The sequence below is a fragment of the Daejeonella rubra genome, assembly GCF_900103545.1.
Taxonomy (GTDB): domain Bacteria; phylum Bacteroidota; class Bacteroidia; order Sphingobacteriales; family Sphingobacteriaceae; genus Daejeonella; species Daejeonella rubra.
On sequence record NZ_FNHH01000016.1, the window covers coordinates 33,868 to 53,720 of the forward strand.

The following is a 19,853-nucleotide window of genomic DNA, read 5'->3' on the forward strand; positions in this document are numbered from 1 at the left end:
ACAGAAATACCCTTATGAGATTCAGAATTTTATTATCTATGGCAGCCATAGTGGCTGCCACAGGAGAGTTACATGCGCAGTATTCAGCCGATGCTTTACGTTTTTCACAAACACAATCAAGCAGTACTGCCAGATTTAAGGCTATTGGTGCACAAATCGGTGTGGGTGGAGATTTAAGTTCCATTGGTAGTAACCCTGCTGGAATTGGCTTATTTACAAGATCAGAATTTAGTTTCACCCCGGAATTCAATAGCTATAATGCTGATGCTCAATACCTTGGCAAGGTAACTGTTGGCAAAAAAGACCAGCTAGGTTTGGCCCATGCTGCAGTTGTATGGAATTCAACTGTTTCAAAACCTAAAGGTGCAAAACTGGATGAGGGCTGGATCAGTTTTAACTTCGGCCTTGGTTATAACAGAACTAAAGCTTACGGAGATAATATCCTATTCTCTGGTACAAATACCCAAACCTCCATTGCGGATTATTACGCGCAGTTAGCCACCACAAATTACGGTGCACCTAACTCCCTCCCTTCAGGAAGTCTGGAAAGAATGGCCTATGATAATTATCTGATCGGTTATGATAATTCTAACGGACAGTATTTCCCGGAGACTGATGTGAATAATGTCCAGACTAAAAATGATTTAAGAACCGGTTCTCAGGGAGAATTCAATTTTGCATTTGGGGCGAATTACAGCAATCAATTTTACATTGGAGCAAGTATCGGAATAGCAAGTATAAATTACACTTCCAATGCGAATTATAAAGAAAAAGGATATAATGTAACTGAAAGGAATGATTATGATATGTCATACCGACAGGCACAGATCACTAAAGGTTCAGGAATAAATGCAAAATTGGGTGCAATATACAGGCCGGTCCCAACAGTACGCTTAGGAGCAACAATCGAATCTCCAACATGGTATACTATCGATGATAGCTATTCTGAAGTACTGGATACAAAATATGGCAAAAACACGGTCGATTCTCAATTTTTAAATAATGATGAAACTTATGATTTCGCTTACAAGTTACGTACTCCTCTTAAGGTTAGTGGGGGTATTGGAGTATTCATAAATAATCAGGGATTTATATCTGCCGATGTTGACTATGTAGATTACTCTACAATAAATTTTTCTACAGCTCAGAATTATGAAGATACTGATGTCATTTTAGATAATAACAGAGAAATATTGAACAATTACAAAAGTGCAATAAACTATCGTTTAGGTGCAGAATATAAGCTCGATAAACTAATGTTAAGAGCAGGATACGGAGTACAGGGTAACCCTTATAAAGCACTGGACAATGACAGGTTTAAAACCAGTACCTACAGTGGCGGAATGGGTTATCGCTTCAACGACATTTATATAGATATGACGTATCAGCAAATTGTATATAATTCTGATATAAAACCATATACCCTGAATCCAGGTACTAGTCCAATGGCATCCATAAAGAATACAAGAAACAATGTTTTCCTTACAATTGGGAAAAGGTTTTAAACAAAAAAAAATCCGCCTGAAAGCGGATTTTTTTTTTGTTGGTTAATGTATTAACTTCTTCCTACAAAGGAACGAAGCATCCAGTTATTCTTTTCTTTAAACTGCATAAATGAATTGATAAGGTCATTGGTACCATCGTCGCCAATTTCAGCAGTCATGCTCATTATTGAACGTTCCATTTCAATAAGCTTACTGAAATCATCCATGATAGCCAATACCATATCTGTATCTTTCATTCCTATAGTATCGATCTCTTTCAGTTCTGAAATCTTTATATATTCTGTAAACGTACTGTATGGAGATTTACCAAGTGTAAGAATACGTTCTGCGAGAGCATCGATCGTTAATTGTGCATTGGTATAAAGCTCTTCAAATTTTATATGAAGAGTGAAGAAATGTGAACCCTTCACGTTCCAATGGCATCCACGTAGCTTTTGATAGTGAATATGATAGTTCGCTAATAGATCGTTTAAGTGATCAATTACTGGTTTAACTTCTTTATCTGTCAGACTAATTTCTTTGGGATTCATAATCGTTCTTTTTTGTTTATAACATATACTTATGCAAATATCCTGCCTGAATAAGTTTAACTAAGTATTAAAACCAATTCGGCTGTAGCAGAAAAGACGTACTTTTGCATTCCATGGTGCCAAAAACAGAACAGCTCAGACAGATTTTTTCAGAAAAATTCAAGGGGTTAATATGGAAGATCCGTATTCAGGAGAAAAAAGGATATCTGGCTATTGAAAGCCGTCAATTAGAATCCGGAAAAATTGCCTTTACTGTTTTAGATCATCAAACTGGTGAGATAAATTTTAAAGAAAAATCTTTTTTAGAGCCAATGAATCTCAATCTAGCATATGCAGCCCAGAATAATATACTATTAACAGCAAACGAACATACTGAAAGTCCTGCAAGCAAAGGATTGATTTCTGTAAATATCGTTGATGGTGAAATTTTGTGGGAACGATACAATTTCACCCTCAATCAGGCAGTTCCAGACGGAGTGCAGGTTTTTGACCCAAAAATCTATCCAAGAAAATATACCTGGATTGATCACATAAGTGCTGAGAATATAGTTGAACAAGAAAATAGTCAATATGAAAATAGCTATCTAATATTTCCTGCTTTGGTTGAATCCTATACTTTACCCGACTTTATTGATCATGGTCCAATTCAGGGAGATATCTCTGTTTTGAGCTTTAACAGACTCAGCATGGTATGTTTTCATCAAACATTTGAAAATAATATGCAGCAGAGACTTGTTGTTTATCAGGATGATAGGATATTACTTGATGATATTATGATTGCTGGTATACAAAAACTACAGCCTGAGTCGTTCTTTATTGTGAACAAGCGATTGTTGTACATCCGAAATAAGGATGAAATCGTTTCATATTTTGTATAATTGCACAAATTTTAAAACCAGATAAATGCTGAGACAATTAGTTTTATCAATTTCCTTTGCCCTTATAGCCTGTACTGCAAGTGCCGCTATAGATTCTGTAAGTGTTGAAAATCTTAATGGTAAAAAAAATATAGTTCATAAAGTGGAGGCCAAAGAGACCTATTACTCTATTGCCCGGAAATATAACGTAACGCCACAATCTGTAATTCAATTTAACAGCAACAGATCCTTACAGATCGGTACCATACTGAGAGTTCCTACAGAAAGACCTTTTACAGATACCTCTATTATAAGTGCAGGTAGTAAGCAAGAGTCGCGTACTTCTGCTAAAGTAGCTGTAATCGATTATAAGGTTGGTCCCCGTGAATATCTTGTTGCCATTGCAAAAAAGTTTAATACTACAGTAGAGGATCTGAAAACATTAAATAATCTGACAAGTAATAATCTTGCTATTGGTCAGATAATCAAGGTTCCATTTGGGTCTGGGCCTGCCGAGCAGTTGTCTCCCCCACCGGCATTTCCATTGGATATGCCTAAATTGGAGTCAAGAACCAGTTCTACTTCAATAGACAGCAGCAAAAGTGCAAGCGAAAGACTAAAATTACCTGTTGCCAGATATGGCCTTCGGGAAGTTAATGAGAGAGGTGTAGCTATTTGGATAGCAGATGAAAATCTGGATGGGACTAAGATGCTGGCTCTTCATCAAACGGCACCAATAGGAACTGTGATTAAAATCACTAATCCTATGACAGGCAAAAGTACCTTTGCAAAAGTTGTTGGGAAGTTTACTGAAAACGAGTCATCAAAAGATGCTATTATTGTAGTGACTAAGGCTACTGCTGAATTAATTGGAGCAATAGATAAAAGATTTCAAGCAACCTTAATATACGGTGTTCCTAATGAATAAAAAGCCATTTGTGATTGGTATTGCCGGAGGTAGTGGTTCCGGAAAAACATTCTTTTTAAAATGCTTCTTAAACCATTTTAAGGAAGAAGAAGTTTGTTTGTTATCACAGGATGATTATTATTATAGAGTAGCTCATAACATGACTGCTGAGGAAAACAAGCTATACAACTTTGATCTTCCATCTACAATTGACAATGATCAATTTTTAAGTGATATTAAAAGGCTTATCAATGGAGAAACTGTTTATCAGAAAGAATACACCTTTAATAATCCAAATGCTGAACCCAAACTTTTAGAGATCAAGCCAGCTCCAATAGTTATAGTTGAAGGGTTATTCATACTTCACTTTAAAGAAATTTCACAAATTTTAGATCTGAAGATATTTATAGATACTGATGAAGATATTGCCCTGCAGCGACGACTAAAGCGCGATCTTATAGAACGTGGCTATCCTGAAGGTGATGTACTTTATAAATGGAACAATCATGTTATGCCGGCATACAAAGATTATTTGTTGCCGCATAAGGAACAATGCGATTCGATCATTACTAATAACACCCATGTTGCTGAAGATATCATTCAGATAACAAGCCAAATTTCAGGCAATCTTCGTGCTAATGTCCTTGATAAATCATTGATTTAAATCTGCATTTCGGGTATTTCACCCTCGATGATCAATTTTCCTGTAGTTGCTTTTCTGATCTCTTCAACGGAAACACCGGGTGCCCGCTCCAATAACCTGAACCCACCTCCACTGGCAATTTCGAGTACAGCCAGTTCCGTAACAATTTTTTTAACGCATTTCACACCGGTTAGGGGCAAAGAACATTCAGATAATAATTTACTTTCTCCTGCTTTGTTTACATGCTGCATAGCTACAATGATATTTTTAGCTGAAGCCACCAGGTCCATTGCACCACCCATTCCCTTAACCATCTTCCCTGGAATCTTCCAGTTTGCTATATCACCATTTTCTGAAACCTCCATTGCACCAAGAATGGTCAGATCTACCTTTTGAGATCGGATCATACCAAAGCTCATGGCAGAATCAAAGATCGAAGAGCCGGGCAATGTTGTTATTGTTTGCTTCCCTGCATTGATCAGATCAGGATCTTCTTCTCCCTCAAAAGGAAAAGGCCCCATGCCTAATAATCCATTTTCAGATTGAAGAACTATATTTATTCCTTCAGGAATATAATTAGCAACTAAAGTAGGGATACCAATTCCGAGATTGACATAATACCCATCCTTTATTTCCTTTGCTATACGCTTTGCAATTCCGGTTTTATCTAACATTGATTGGTTAATTTAAAGTTTGTCTTGTGGCTGCTGAAAGAAATCTTATTTATTTAAGACCATAAAATTGCCTGAAAGGCATAATTAATGTCATTCTTTAGGTCTTACTGTCCGCTGTTCGATTCTTTTTTCATAGTCCTTACCCTGAAATATCCGATGTACATATATCCCCGGAGTATGGATCTGATCTGGATCAAGTTCACCTACTTCTACAAGATGCTCTACTTCTGCTATAGTTATTTTACCGGCCATTGCCATAACAGGATTGAAATTTCGGGCAGTAGAGCGGAAAATAAGATTTCCTGCCGTATCACCTTTCCAGGCCTTGACAATTGCAAAATCAGCATCAAATGCCATTTCCATCAGGTAATCTTTACCATTAAAGTTTCTGATCTCTTTACCCTGTGCAACTTCTGTTCCTACACCTGCAGGTGTAAAAATAGCGGGCATTCCGTATCCTGCGGCCATACAACGGGTAGCTAAAGTCCCCTGTGGCACCAGTTCAACTTCAAGCTCACCGCTTAATAATTGTCTTTCAAACTCGGCGTTTTCTCCAACATAAGAAGATATCATCTTTTTAACCTGGCGCTTCCTGAGCATCAACCCTATCCCAAAATCATCTACACCAGCATTATTAGAAATACAGGTAAGCTGATCTATACCCTTGTTTACCAGTGCATTAATACAATTTTCAGGAATGCCACATAAACCAAAACCACCCAGCATTAGTGTCATACCACTGGAAATATCCTGAATGGCCTCATCGGCATTCGCAACGACTTTATTGATCATACATAATTGGTTTTAGACGAAATTACCAAAAGCCGGCAATATTTGTTCAGAATACTTACTCTCAAGAACAATAATATTAAAGTTGGAGCCACTACCTTTGACCCTATCATAGCATCATTGCAATAAATCATACTTAAAATGTCATTATATAGAATAATAATTCTTTTAAGGACAATCTATTTTGATCTAATTAGCTTGACGACTACTAATTTATTTGGGATTCCTAAATCAAATTGATAAACATGATTCGCAGAATAAATATCTATTTATTGGTCATTGATAAAAACTTAATCGTGCCTTGAGCTTTAAGTCAGATTAAGTTTAAAAAAATATATTTCCTACTCTTTTCCAATTTGAGTTCCGCCGCCGCCACTTTGAAATAATATGTATTCGCCAATTGAAAACAGATCAAATCATACCGATGTTTTAGCCAATCTTTTGAAATTAAAAATTAATTCAAGTAACCAGTGAACGCTTAAGGCTTTATTAAACTATAATAACTATCCTCACTCATTTTATATATGCAAATCTCATCCTATAACAGCAGCTCTCTTTTTGATATTTCGTTTTTAAAAGTAAATAAATGAGCTATAGGAATCCTAAATTAATCTTAGTTTACTTGAAACTGATAGTTTCCAGAATCGGAAGTATTTCCTTTAGAGTCTTTTGTTAAGACCTTCCAGTAATAAGTTGTATTACTGAGCACAGTTACATCATTTAAAACACTGTTGACTAGATTACCTGAGAGCAAAGTTGGACTGGTTGTTGTCCCAAGGTAAACATTATAGGATATGATATCATTGTCTGCATCGCTTCCATTCCAATCCAAAGTAATTTTCCCGCCCGTTGCGGTCACGCTGGCCCCCATAAGAGGAACCATCCCATCGGCTGGAAAGGGTGCATAAAAAATAGAGGCAGGACCGGCATTATAAAACTTCCAAACCTCACTTTGTGCTGGTGTTCCGTTCGCAGCAGATTTGGATATGATATACCAGGAGTAAGGAGTGTTTCTGGATAAATTTATATTAAGCTGATTATTTGCTGCAGAAGGGTAAGTACTACTTATACCTGTTTCAAGGTTTTTTAATACAAGGTCATAACTATCGGTATTATCAGACCTATTCCATTTGAACTCAATAGAACTCTGAGTATCTGAAATAATTGTGCCGGATGTACAAGCCTCATTTTGGGCCGGGAATAAAAGCACTGCCTTGCCAGGTTGTTTAACTGGTTCAGTATTGCTGGATTTTTTACAACTCCAGGCAACACTACATAGCAAGATTAAAATTGATAAGTATCTCATTTTTTTATAATTCTATAAATTGATTCTGATTTAACAGTTGTAGTTTTTAATACATACATTCCTGCATCCAGACTTTCAAGTGCTAGTGCAATTGTGCCGCTTTCGTTATCGAAATGTTGTCTAAATACAACCCTTCCCTGTAAGGAGCGAATCTCAACCAGGGTTTTTAAAGGAAGAGTTGATAGGTTTAATACGCTCACAAAAGGGTTAGGGTAAATAATTGGTTTATCAAACACTTGAATATTCTTTTCAAAAATGCCCTGGCAGATTATGCCGGTAGAAACTTTAAGTGTATTATTTCCTGGTTTTAGATCAAGGCTGAGCTTTTCTTTATCTGTTCGGAAAACGGTTCCGTTGAGATCTATGATATATGAATTGCTCCCTTCCAGATCCAGGCTAATTTTATTGCCTTCTTTAACAACCGCATACACCGAAAGGTCTTTCGGTTCCGTGATCACCAGATCAAAACATTGTTTGTAAGTAGCCTCTCCTGTAAGAGTTATACAAACGTTATAGGTTCCTGCTTGAAGATCCGTAAAATCCAGGGTACTTGTAAACGGACGTGACAAGTTCAGTCCATTGCCTGTAAGAACTGCTGTATAGCTTTTAGATTGTATTGCGGCTATGCTAATTTTGCCATTATTGCTGGTCTTACATGTTTCGCCATTTGCTGTAAGCTTAAAATTATTTGCAGGCAAAGTAAAGATCACATTTACTGTTGTAGCAACAGATATCAGGGTGACAGAATTAATAGTTATACTTACCGTGTAAGATCCCGATTCAGATGCAGTATAGGAAGAAGCTGTTGCTCCTGCAATATCAATACCATTCTTCGCCCATTTATAAGCATACCCTGTTCCAGGGCTGGCCGTAAGCACCACATTCCCTCCTGACGCAAAAGTAGTTTGACCTCCTGCTGTAACAATAGGCTTCGGAACGAATGTATAGCCAGAGAATGTGCCAGTACCGATGCTTGTTGTGACCGAAACATTTCCACTGGCACCTGAACCTACAACTGCTATTATAGACGCAGGAGATATTACCGTAAAAGATGCCGCCGGAACACCACCAAAACTTACTGAACTGGCGGCAGTGAAATAATTGCCAGTGATAGTTACGGTGGCACTAGCCGCTGAGGTTGAAGGAGTAATGGAGGTAATAACTGGTGCAGAAGGTGCAACTGTGAGTATACCTGCCGTATAGCTAATATTATAGTTCAGAGCAGCTGCTCCACTTGCTGTTATGGGATAGGTGCCCGGAACAGAAGCTGATGTAGCAGTAGTAGAAACAGAGGGTTGCACACTTAGCACGCTGCTTGTCTCGCTATTTACAAAACCCGTGTAGCTCACAGTTAAGTTCGGGTTAGCTGTTCCCTGCACTTTTGTTTTATTGTCTGCCGTAATTGATAATGGAGCCCTGTTAACTGTCAAAACGCCTGCTGTATACACAAATGTATAATTTGGCGAGACTGCACCGCTTGTCGTAATGGGATAGGTATTTACCTCTGAACTGGTGGTAGCCGTAGTAATTACCGCAGGCTGCGTATTTAATTTGGTTGCATCATCCCCGTTTACAAAACCAGTATAGCCTACAGTTAATGCCGGATTGACCGAACCGTAAAATTTAGTTTTGTTATCAGCAGTAATAGTCAAAGCTGCAGGAGTAACTGTTAATGTTTGGGAAACTGGTACTGCAGCATTATAATTTGCATTGCCCGATTGCGAGGCTGTTATTACAGTAGTACCAGCCCCGGTAATATGTATTTTACCATCTGTTGTAATCGTTGCTATTGCAGTATTATTACTACTGTAGGTTATTGGGATAGTGCTGTTATTGCTCGTAGCTCCGGGTGTAAAGTCAGCCGAACCATATGTTTTTGACGATAGTGAGGAAAAAGTAAGTGTTTGTTCATTGATTAACAAGACAGCATATCCTTCTACTATTCCCTGACCATTTAAAAATGTATATTCTAAATATTTATTGCCTGTTTTGTAATTATTAACAGTTGGAGTATAAACTGCGTAAGCGTTAGTATTATCTGCAGGATCTAAATTGGCAGAACCACTACCATTACTGCCGGAAATAATTTTTATATCATTTATGGTCTTATTCGATCCATATTTAGCATTGAAAGCTCCAACAAAAGCTGCCAGCTCAGTATCTGTAAAATACATCCTTAGTTTTGCCCCTGTTGAAGGTCCGCCGCTGGTAACTCCAAAATTCTTATTCATAAACATGGCGGAATAGGGAATATTCCCGTCTGCAATTATTTTATTTTCCCTGAATGCACTTGTAGATGGTAAAGATCGCTGAGTAATACACATAGTGCTTACAAGGGATGTGGGACCAGCTTGCAGGGATACAAACAACTTCCCTTCATCATCTGTAAATGCTTTAATCTGATTGGGTTGTAAATTTTGAGATCCCAGACAGTTATAAATTTTATCTCCTATATAAGCAGAAACATCCGCTTCAAGGTTGAACTTATACCAATCATTCTCAACATGATAATAGGTGCCGCTTGACTGGATTAGATTTTGATCCTGCCCAAAACCAATGTATATATCATTCCCAGTATCTACAATGGTTTGTCCCTTTTTAGAGAAGGGCGTCTCGCTTACATAGGTCCATTTATCCGCGACAGGATCATATTTTCTTATTTTACTATAGCTAAAACCAGCGCCAGGAGTGCCATTCAGGCCTACCATATAGACCAAGCCATCTCTAACAAAAGTATTATTAGAACCCGCTTGAGACCCTCCGTCAACTATAAAGTCAGGAACAGGCTGCTTTAAAGACCAGGTATTTGTTGTACGATTGTAAGCGTACATTATGCTTGTACCAGATGAGGATGTGCCAAAAACGAAATATCCAATATCACCAATGCTAAAAGCAGCGTATACAGGCCCGCTTTGGGGACAATTTGGTAATGCTGACCAGGAATTCGCAATTGCATTGTACTTGTAAAAAGCATTACTACTTATATTAGGTGATCCACTCCATCCGCAACCTGCATATAATTCACCGGTTATAGTAAAGGCTCCTATTTCACCTAAGGATCCACCAGGATAATTCGCTTTAGTTTCCCATACATTAGTCGCAGCATCGTATTGAAGGGTAGCATTAGAATAGACCGGCAATGTCCCGCTTCCAGATCGCCTGTAACCTCCAACAAGAAACAATTTGCTGCCTATAATGGCTTGCCCGTTCAGGGAAAAACCAGTGCCTGGCACGTCCGCTTTACGAGCCCATGTATTTGTAGCAATAGTGTATTCCCATGTATCAGTTCTTTGTTCAGAATCATCTCCCCCGGTAACATATATCTTCCCATTATAGTGTATTCCGCTTGCATATGTCCTGTTTCCACCTGCATAAGCAGTATCTGTAGTCCAGGTATTTGTTACTGAATTATATTTACTAATAAAATTTCTGGAAAAAATTCCAGCCTCACGGGTGTATACCTTTCCGGAAAATAAATAAATATCATTATTTATTGAGGCTACAGATGACTCCATTACCACAGGAGCACTTGCTTTTGTTACCCATAAATTAGTGATTGGGTCATATTCGTACCAGGTTCCCGTAGAATATGGAAAAGGAGGAGGCAATTGGCCGGTACCAACATATCCTTTACCGTTGCTGCTAATAGCTACCGCAAAGGATAGTGAAGAAGGCATATTGGCTTTTTGAGCCCAAGTATCTGAAACTGGGTTGTATTCGTAAAATTCCAGAGGAAAGCTATCATTATTAGAGTATCCCCCTCCCTTATATCCTTTATTGCTTATAGCAAAGCTAAATCCATTCTGTCTTATTTTGCCGGGATAGCTTGCTTTTTTAGTCCATTCGTTAGTTGTGGGATCATAACTGTAAAATGTATTATCAAGACCGCTCTCGGCATAAAGCATATTGCCAATTACATATGCTCCGCTGAGGCTGGAAGGAGAATTAGCTTTAGCACTCCATACTTTTGTTTTGAAATTATATTCCCGTAATTGATTTCCTATATAATAAAGGTTATCCCCAATAACAACCATCATTCTACCGCCTGCAATAGCATTTGGAAATAAGTCCGGAGGAAGGCTGCTTAATTCATTCAACGTTTTTGTTTCCGGGTCGTATTCCCAAAAATCATTGAGGTAACCGCCACCCCCATATCCATAGCCTCCCAAAAAATAAAGCTTATTATTGTAAGTGACCATCTGGCTGCTATACCGGGTTGCTATATCCTTATTCAAAGATTTCATTTTTGTCCAGCCCGGGGTTTGGGCAGTAGCACTAAATAGGCAAGATACAACCAACAGTAAGAAAAGTATCCGTTTTTTCATATAAAGGAGGTTTAGGAATTAACCAGGATCGACTAAAACCAAAAATCCTTTTTAAAACAAACAGACACAATACCTATAATTAAGTATTTACTACTAAATTGATCTCATATATATTGCAATGGAGTGGAAATTGATATTTTTATCCTGTTTAAAATGAAAAGGCAAGTACTCTTAGCAACCTATTAAACTGCAAAGCTTGACTATTATTAACCTAAATACAAGTAAATTTATTTTGTATTAACAACCTATTTTATTGACAATCAGGTTTTACTCTTAAAATTGGATATGCAGAATACTTTACAGTCTAAAACACATTGGTTACCTTGTCACAGGGGCATTTATGGAAGATTCTGATTCTGGAACTTGAGCGATATAATCCCGGCTAAGAAGGGTTTTCAGTGATTATGGGGTAGGGTATAAAATGAACATTGTGGGTTGAAAAGGCTCTTAAGGCTCAAGAATTATATACAAGATTATTGTGGAGACACCTTCGATCTCGATCACAGGATTTCTAAGAGTTTTTTACCCTGGACCGAATGAAGAAATAGGACTCTAGTGTACTATTGAATCATTCGCAACGACTTTTTTGATCATGCATAATTGGTTTTTGGACGAGATTACCAAATGCAAAGAATAGTTGTATCTATTATTTACCCTTTAGTACAATGATCTTATCATTTGATCCATTACTTGTAGCGACATAGATCTTACCATCTGCTCCCACACAAACATCCCTTAGTCTGCCATAAGTACCTCTAAATAATTCTTTAGTCTCTTCTATTCCATCTCCTGCTGAATTTAATTTGAGTTGGTACAAGGTTTGGTCTTTTAAAGTTGCCAGAATTAATGAGTTTTTAAGTTGAGAGATAGCATCATTATTATAGAAATCCATTCCTGAAACAGCAATGGTTGGTGTCCAGCTTTTTAATGGTTCAGCCACATTATTGGCATTACAAAAAGATTGTTCGGCGCTTTCATTACAAAAACCATTAACTGAAGGCCATCCATAGTTTCTATTTTTAACGATCACATTTATTTCATCATCCTTATCCGGACCATGCTCTGAGCTATATAGTTTGCCATTGACATAAACCAATCCCTGTGGGTTACGATGGCCATAAGACCAAAGCGGATTACCATTAATAGGATTATCAGAAGGAATTGTACCATCAAGATTAATTCGTAAAATTTTACCACTCCTTGAATTTAGTGATTGTGCCGTAGCCTGATTTGCGGCATCACCGGTACTGATGAATAACTTCAAATCAGGACTAATCAGGAGACGGGCTCCATTATGATTATTTGCAGCAGGGATATTATCCAAAATGACCATAGGATTGATCAATGTGGTTCCATTATACGTGTATCTAACTATCTTTTCAGTATAAGTACCTGCCTTATCATAATTATAGGCTAAAAAAACAAAAGGATTTGAAGAGAAATCAGGATGAAGGGCCATTCCTAACAAACCACCTTCCCCTATTGATTTAACATCAGGAACTGTAATTAAGACGTTTAAGGAACCATTTGAGGGATTTACACGGCTGACCTTTCCTCCACGTTCTGTCATCCAGATCATATTGTCAGGCCCCCAGACTAATTCCCATGGAAGGCTTAAATTCTGAGTTAAAACCTGAATATCAATTGCCGTTTCTGGCAATGAACTTTCAGGTGGCTTTGAAGATTTTTTACACCCGGAAGCCAAAATCAAAATAAGTATACCCAGAATTTTAATCTTCTTTTCCATGATATAATTTTTAATTAACCATTTTAAAGTATCAGATATTTCTATTTGAGATACACAAAAGTGATGCCATCCCCTCCTCTGTCGGCATGTTCATCTTCTATATGACTTACCTGAGGATATTTACGTAAATATTCCCGAATGAGTTTCCGGAGTATACCATCGCCTTTTCCATGAATGATCTTTAAACCGGACAGGCCCAACATTACAGCCCTGTCAAGGTATTTTTCAATCTCATATAGCGCTTCGTCGCCTCTCATTCCCCGTAGATCAAGTTCAGTATTGAAGGTGGAAAAACTCTCTGTAAGATCAGTGCTATGAGATTTTCTGATCTCTTTTGGAACAGATTTGTTGGACACCTTTTCAACTCTGTTTAATTTTACAACAGAGCGAAGATCACCCATGGCCAGAATTACATTATCTCTGGCGATTTCCATAACCTGTCCGATATTTTCAGAATCTAAAAATTTAACCCAGTCGCCTTTTTTCAATTCTTCAGAATGCTGAATTTTAGGCGCTTTCTTTTCCTGAACTTCATGCTTTTTAAGTTCCTGCTCCAGGTTTTGCCGAAGATTCTGGGTTTGAACTTTATCGGCCTTACTTTCTTTGATCTCTGATATTGTGTTTTCAATAAGCTTATTGGCATTTTTAATGATGCTCTGAGCTTCTATTTTGGCATTTTTAAGAATAAGTTTTTTGTTCTCTTCAAGATAAGCCTTAAGTTGTTCATTTTCCGAAAGTAGGGTTTTAACCTTTTGCTCCTTCTTTTCAACTGATATCCGGGCTTCGATCAACTCCTTTTTGTCTCTTTCAAGGTCTACAAGCAAGGTATCCACCTTCTTTTGATAATTCCCAACCTTCCGCTTTGCAGATTCCAGTACCTCTGCACTAAGGCCAATTTTCTGAGCAATTTCAAATGCATAGGAACTTCCAGGCTTTCCCAGTGAAAGAATGTAAAGTGGCTGCATCTTTTCATTATTGAACAACATGGATGCGTTTTCAAGCCCTGGCGTTGAATTCGCAAAAGTCTTTAAATTCGAATAATGTGTGGTAACGACACCTCTGACATTTTTTTTATTCAGATTTTCAAGCACAGCCTCAGCAATTGGCCCACCAAACTGCGGATCAGTACCTGTACCGAATTCATCAATAAGAACAAGAGTTTTTGAATTGGCAAATTCAATGAAGTACTTCATTTTTGAGAGGTGAGCACTATACGTACTTAAGTCGCTCTCAATGGATTGATCATCACCAATATCTGCGAAAATTTGCTTAAAAATACCAACTTTCGAATGTTCATCGGCAGGTATCAGCAGTCCAGACTGGATCATTATCTGAAGTAAACCTACTGTTTTCATGCAGACTGATTTACCCCCTGCATTCGGACCAGAAACTACGATCACCCTCTCCTCTTCATCAATTTTTATATTCAGCGGGACAACCGTTTGCTGTTCCTTTTTAAAGTTTAAAAACAATAATGGATGTCTGGCATTGATCAGCTCAATTTCTGCTTCCTTTATTAGAACTGGCATTTCTGCTTCTATATTGATGGCAAACAGAGCCTTTGCCCTAACAAAATCAAGTTTGGTAAGCAAACCATGATAGGATAATAATAATGGCACACTGGGCCTTAATTCATCGGTAAGTGCAACAAGCAATTTAATGATCTCCCTTCTTCTTTCAAATTCAAGATCACGGATGATATTATTCAGATGAAATACCTCATCAGGTTCCAGAAAGACCGTCTGACCAGAAGCAGACTCATCGTGAATGAAACCTTTTAATTTTCTTTTATTTTCAGAAAGTACAGGAATACATAATCTTCCATCGCGTATGGTCAGGTTACCATCGGCTGTCCAGCCATTACTCTGTGCATTTTTGAATATCTGATCTATCTTTTTACGCGCCTCCTGCTCTGCTTTGGCGATACCGGAGGTTATGGTCATCAGTTCAGAAGAAGCATTATTCTTTATTTTACCTTTTGGATCAATGATCATTTCGATCTTACGAATGATCGACTTTTCAATGGGCAGGTGTTCAAAAAGTGCTTCAAGATTAGGGTATTGGCCCTCCCTGTCTGTAAAATATTGAATGACAGAAAATACAGTACTCAAGGATAGAGATACTTTAAAAAACTCATCCTCTGTGAGATAAGTACCCTCAATTCTTGCCTTTTCCACCATACTCTTGATGTCGAAAAAGTTTTGAATGGGTAAAGGAGAGTCATTCTGCAGTATATTTTTAAATTCATAAGTCTGCCGGAGGAACTTATTTATATAATCAAAATTCGTCATTACCTGAATTTTATCAACCATTTGCTGCCCCATGGTACTCAGGCAGTATGTTTTGATCAATTCTTTTATATCAAGAAAACCGAGTTTTTCTCCGGCGTTATCAGGGTATATCATTGTTTAATCTCAGGATTCTTTAACTGAATTTTATTCAGCTTGCGTTCTTTATCAGTTAATAGCTTCTCTACGCGGTTGTACATACTATCAAGCCTAACAGGATCCATACTGTAATATTTCAGACTTTTTTCATATTGTGCTCTTGTTGTATTATGACTTTTGTATACTGTAGCATAATAATTCTTGCCGTTGATCCTAAGCGAATCGGTATACACAAGAGTGGCCATATAGCCATCTATAATATGCAGATCAGCAATAATTCGGATCATTTTTTGTTCAGTAATCAGGTCCTTTGGCAGTTCATTATCCTTACACGCGGTGATAAGAAGCAATCCGAAAATAAATAGTTTAAATCCCTTCATTTCAGTAACGATTCCAGAGGATTTGATAATGAGAATACAGTTGCATATTAATATAGTATCACGTAGGTTTAACCTTTCAAAATTTCAATCAAAAATACAGATTAATGAGCATTGCAGCTAATATATCAGCCATAAAGAAAGAGATAGGGAACAGCAATGTAAAGCTGATTGCAGTTTCCAAAACCAAGCCTATCGAAAGTATTACTGAAGCCTATGAAGCAGGACAGCGTTTGTTTGGCGAAAATATGGTTCAGGAACTGGTTGAAAAATATGAAAAACTTCCTAAAGATATTGAATGGCATCTGATTGGTCATTTGCAGACTAATAAAGTTAAATATATAGCACCTTTTATTAGTATGATCCATTCTGTTGACAGCCTGAAATTGCTACAGGAAATTAATAAACAGGCCTTAAAAAATAACCGGGTAATTGACTGTTTACTTCAATTGGAGATCGCCGATGAGGAAACCAAATTCGGAATGGATCTGGCAGAGGCAATTGAACTTTTGCGATCAGATGAGTTTCAGGAATTGAAGAATGTACGGATCTGCGGGGTAATGGGTATTGCAACCTTAACCGACAATCCCAAAATGACTGCTGAAGAGTTTTATGAACTAAGTACCTTCTACAAAGGACTCAAGGACACATTTTTCAGAAAAGACCCTGCATTTAAAGAAATTTCAATGGGTATGTCAAGCGATTATTTATTAGCAATTGAAAAGGGAAGTACCATGATCAGACTTGGCAGTACTATCTTTGGAGGCAGGCAGGCAAAGGCTAAATAATTGTTTTTTAATATTAATAATTTATAATGGAAATAAAGATCAGGGCGGCCGTAAGGGAAGACTGTCAGAGGTTACTGGAGTTAATTCTTGAGCTTGCTGTATATGAGAAAGCTCCGGATGAGGTTACGGTTAGCCTGGAAGAATTTCAAGAGGCAGGGTTTGGAAACAATCCGGTATGGAAAGCTTTTGTAGCTGAAGAAAACGGGATAATACAAGGATTTGGATTATATTATATTCGCTATTCTACCTGGAAAGGCTGCAGAATGTACCTGGAGGATCTGCTGGTAACAGAAAAAATGCGTGGAAAAGGTATTGGTAAAATGATCTTCGACCGACTAATTGAGGAAGCAGTTGAAAAAGATTTCAAAGGAATGACCTGGCAGGTTCTGGACTGGAATGAACCTGCAATAAATTTCTACAGAAAGTACAATTCAGATTTTGATGCTGGCTGGTTTAATGTTGCACTTTCAAAGGAGCAGCTTAAAAAATTGATTTAATTATTATAAATAACTCATATACAAATACATATAAACATTACATAAACTCTTGATAAAGGTATTTAAATTTGGTGGATTTGCTGTTTCTGATGCAGGATCTGTTAAAAATCTGGTAAAGATCGTTAGTGAATATAGTGATGATCAAATTCTGATCATTGTTTCAGCAATGGGCAAAACTACTGATGCGCTCGAAAAACTTTGCAATTCATACGTGGAAGGGAAAGAGGATGCACAAGACATTCTTAAGACAATAAAACAATTCCATGAAAATATCATGGTTGAACTTTTTGGGACAAAGTCACATCCTGTTTTCGATGAGATTGCAAACACTTTTGTTGAAATAGAATGGATGCTTGAGGATGAACCACATCCAGATTATGATTTTAACTATGACCAGATTGTTTCAGTTGGTGAATTCTTATCAAGCAGAATTGTAGCTGCCTATCTTAATGAAAATAACATAGACACTAAATGGATGGATGCCAGAGACTTCATCCACACTGATAATACCTACCGGGAAGGAATCATTGATATGGATAAAACCAGATCATCTATGCCTGTTTTAAATAGTGCACTTCAAAAACAAACAGTTGTTACACAGGGATTTATTGGAGGAACTTCAGAAAATTTTAGTACTACTTTAGGTCGTGAGGGTTCAGATTATTCTGCTGCAATATTTGCCTCCTTACTCAATGCTGAATCTCTGACCGTTTGGAAAGATGTTCCAGGAATCATGAATGCTGACCCCAGGTTGTTTGCAAGTGCACAAAAATATGAGGAACTGCCCTATTCAGAGGCTTTAGAGATGGCTTATTATGGAGCAACAGTCATCCATCCCAAGACAATAAAACCCCTGCAGAATGCAGGAGTACCACTTTTTGTAAGACCTTTCCTTCTTCCAGATGAAAAGGGAACCCGTATCGATTCCACTGCAAAACTGAATACTGATATATCTGCCATAATTGTCAAGCAGAATCAGATGCTTTTATCGATCTCCTCAAAGGACTTTTCATTCATCGATGAGCATATTCTTATTTACCTGTTACAATGCATTTCAGAAGCTCATATCAAGTTAAATATGATGCAGCGGTCTGCACTTAGTTTATCTTTCTGCTTTAATCAGGATGAAGCTAAATTCAGAAAGCTTTATGATATCCTGAAGGATAAGTTTAAATGCAAGTATAATGAAGGCTTAGACCTAATTACTGTACGGCATTTTAAGAGAGAGGAACTGGAAACTATAACAGCCGGAAGGACCATCATAATGGAACAATTCAGTCGTAATACCGCACAAATAATCCTGCAGTAAAGCTGTGAATAAGGAAATATTAAATAGCGATGTACAGAAGTTTATAAATAATAATTTAAAATCTGACATTCCCGGCCTTAGCCTCAAAAAGAGTCCATTTCCTTCGGTAAGTTCAGGAGAATTAGCCCAACAAACTGATAGCAAGAAAAGGTGCGAATTTAAACTACCTCTCTGGTTCAGGACAGAAGGTATTTATTATCCGACAAAACTTGCCATCGAACAAGCATCATCAGAACTTGCAGCAAAATATAAAGCTGAATTAATACAAGGAGATGAAATTATAGATCTCACCGGTGGTTTCGGTGTCGACACGCTATTCTTTGCTCTGAAAGCAAAGTCTGTGACCCATTGTGAACTCAATAAGGAACTTTCTGAAATATCTGAATATAACTCCAGAATATTAGGTGTTGATATCAATTATATTAATTCAAACGGACTGGATTATCTTAACAAATCAAACAAGACATTCAGCACGATTTACATTGATCCTTCACGCAGAGTTGAATTAAAGAAGGTTTTCATGCTTAAAGATTGTGAACCCGATATCATCAGTAATTTGCAGCTTTTAAAGGATCATACCTCCTGTATTCTAATAAAAACAGCTCCTCTACTGGATATTCAGTCCACCATAAGGGAATTGAAGCAGGTAAGTGCAATACATGTTATCAGTATAAAGAACGAATGCAAAGAATTACTGGTACTGATTGATAATAAACAAGTTACTGATGATCCTGTTATTACCTGTGCATTGCTTGGAGATAATGAAAAGACCTATTGCTTCAGACTGTCCGAAGAAAAGGAATTTCAAATCAATCAATACTCCGGGCCATTAAATTATATTTATGAACCTGATGCTGCAATACTAAAAGCAGGATGTTTTAAGCTGATCACCCGTGATTTCAGAATTAATAAAATTCATCAGCATACTCATTTATATACCTCCTGTGAATTACAAAATTCATTTCCAGGCAGAAAATTTAAATTGAAAAAAGCCTGGAACTATGGAACGTTTATAAAAGAACATCAATTTAAGAAAGCCAATATTATTTGCCGGAACTTTAGTTTAAGTCCGGAAGAGCTCAAGAAAAAATTAAAGATCAATGACGGCAGTGAAGAATACCTGCTCTTTTGTACCGGACTAAAAGAAGAACGCTTGGTATTGAACTGTGAGAGGATATTTGAATAGTGGAAATCAGTTCAATTCAGATCTAT

Annotated in this window: 16 protein-coding genes; 8 read left to right on the top strand and 8 right to left on the bottom strand. The window is 37.4% G+C overall.

From position 1 onward, the window contains the following. Positions 1-14: 14 nt before the first annotated feature. Positions 15-1,505 (top strand): OmpP1/FadL family transporter, encoded by a 1,491-nt coding sequence (locus BLR27_RS11705; RefSeq protein ID WP_090705098.1) that lies wholly within the window; start codon positions 15-17, stop codon positions 1,503-1,505. Between the two features lie 50 nt (positions 1,506-1,555). On the opposite strand, the gene BLR27_RS11710 is transcribed toward BLR27_RS11705, so the two are convergent. Then, positions 1,556-2,035: a Dps family protein gene (locus BLR27_RS11710; RefSeq protein WP_090705099.1), complete on the bottom strand. Its 480-nt coding sequence runs from the start codon at positions 2,033-2,035 to the stop codon at positions 1,556-1,558. Positions 2,036-2,148: 113 nt separating this feature from the next. On the opposite strand from BLR27_RS11710, the gene BLR27_RS11715 reads away from it, so the two are divergent. Genes BLR27_RS11715 through BLR27_RS11725 form a run of 3 tightly spaced genes read left to right on the top strand, consistent with a single transcriptional unit; the run spans position 2,149 to position 4,463 of the window. Continuing rightward, on the top strand, positions 2,149-2,913 hold the full coding sequence (locus BLR27_RS11715; protein ID WP_090705101.1) for a DUF4905 domain-containing protein: 765 nt from the start codon (positions 2,149-2,151) through the stop codon (positions 2,911-2,913). A 25-nt stretch (positions 2,914-2,938) separates the two neighbouring features. Continuing rightward, a complete protein-coding gene (locus BLR27_RS11720; protein ID WP_090705103.1) occupies positions 2,939-3,820 on the top strand; it encodes a LysM peptidoglycan-binding domain-containing protein in 882 nt (293 codons plus the stop codon). Further along, entirely contained in the window at positions 3,813-4,463 is a 651-nt protein-coding gene (locus BLR27_RS11725) for a uridine kinase family protein (RefSeq protein ID WP_090705105.1), read from the top strand. Before BLR27_RS11720 ends, BLR27_RS11725 begins: the two co-directional genes overlap by 8 nt. Here BLR27_RS11725 and BLR27_RS11730 read toward each other — a convergent pair. The 7 genes from BLR27_RS11730 to BLR27_RS11760 form a co-directional block, all read right to left on the bottom strand. Then, a complete protein-coding gene (locus BLR27_RS11730) occupies positions 4,460-5,116 on the bottom strand; it encodes a CoA transferase subunit B (protein WP_090705107.1) in 657 nt (218 codons plus the stop codon). The two genes, BLR27_RS11725 and BLR27_RS11730, sit on opposite strands and share 4 nt — an antisense overlap. A gap of 90 nt (positions 5,117-5,206) precedes the next feature. Then, positions 5,207-5,908: a CoA transferase subunit A gene (locus BLR27_RS11735; protein ID WP_090705109.1), complete on the bottom strand. Its 702-nt coding sequence runs from the start codon at positions 5,906-5,908 to the stop codon at positions 5,207-5,209. 610 nt (positions 5,909-6,518) lie between these two features. Beyond that, positions 6,519-7,211, bottom strand: coding sequence for a fibronectin type III domain-containing protein (locus BLR27_RS11740; RefSeq protein ID WP_090705111.1), 693 nt, complete (start codon positions 7,209-7,211; stop codon positions 6,519-6,521). Further along, entirely contained in the window at positions 7,208-11,536 is a 4,329-nt protein-coding gene (locus tag BLR27_RS11745; RefSeq protein ID WP_090705113.1) for an MBG domain-containing protein, read from the bottom strand. The genes BLR27_RS11740 and BLR27_RS11745 overlap by 4 nt, the downstream gene beginning before the upstream one ends. A gap of 646 nt (positions 11,537-12,182) precedes the next feature. Next, entirely contained in the window at positions 12,183-13,283 is a 1,101-nt protein-coding gene (locus tag BLR27_RS11750) for a PQQ-dependent sugar dehydrogenase (RefSeq protein WP_090705115.1), read from the bottom strand. A gap of 41 nt (positions 13,284-13,324) precedes the next feature. After that, positions 13,325-15,688, bottom strand: coding sequence for an endonuclease MutS2 (locus BLR27_RS11755; protein ID WP_090705116.1), 2,364 nt, complete (start codon positions 15,686-15,688; stop codon positions 13,325-13,327). Further along, positions 15,685-16,050, bottom strand: coding sequence for a DUF4296 domain-containing protein (locus tag BLR27_RS11760; protein ID WP_090705118.1), 366 nt, complete (start codon positions 16,048-16,050; stop codon positions 15,685-15,687). The genes BLR27_RS11755 and BLR27_RS11760 overlap by 4 nt, the downstream gene beginning before the upstream one ends. Positions 16,051-16,154: 104 nt before the next feature. Between BLR27_RS11760 and BLR27_RS11765 the strand changes: the two genes are divergently transcribed. Genes BLR27_RS11765 through BLR27_RS11780 form a run of 4 tightly spaced genes read left to right on the top strand, consistent with a single transcriptional unit; the run spans position 16,155 to position 19,827 of the window. After that, entirely contained in the window at positions 16,155-16,835 is a 681-nt protein-coding gene (locus tag BLR27_RS11765) for a YggS family pyridoxal phosphate-dependent enzyme (RefSeq protein ID WP_090705120.1), read from the top strand. Positions 16,836-16,861: 26 nt separating this feature from the next. Continuing rightward, a complete protein-coding gene (locus BLR27_RS11770) occupies positions 16,862-17,332 on the top strand; it encodes a GNAT family N-acetyltransferase (protein ID WP_090705121.1) in 471 nt (156 codons plus the stop codon). Between the two features lie 49 nt (positions 17,333-17,381). After that, on the top strand, positions 17,382-18,641 hold the full coding sequence (locus tag BLR27_RS11775; protein ID WP_245704498.1) for an aspartate kinase: 1,260 nt from the start codon (positions 17,382-17,384) through the stop codon (positions 18,639-18,641). A 4-nt stretch (positions 18,642-18,645) separates the two neighbouring features. After that, positions 18,646-19,827 carry a THUMP-like domain-containing protein gene (locus BLR27_RS11780; RefSeq protein ID WP_090705123.1) on the top strand — a complete coding sequence of 394 codons (1,182 nt, stop codon included), beginning with the start codon at positions 18,646-18,648 and terminating at the stop codon, positions 19,825-19,827. The last annotated feature ends 26 nt before the right edge of the window (positions 19,828-19,853 follow it).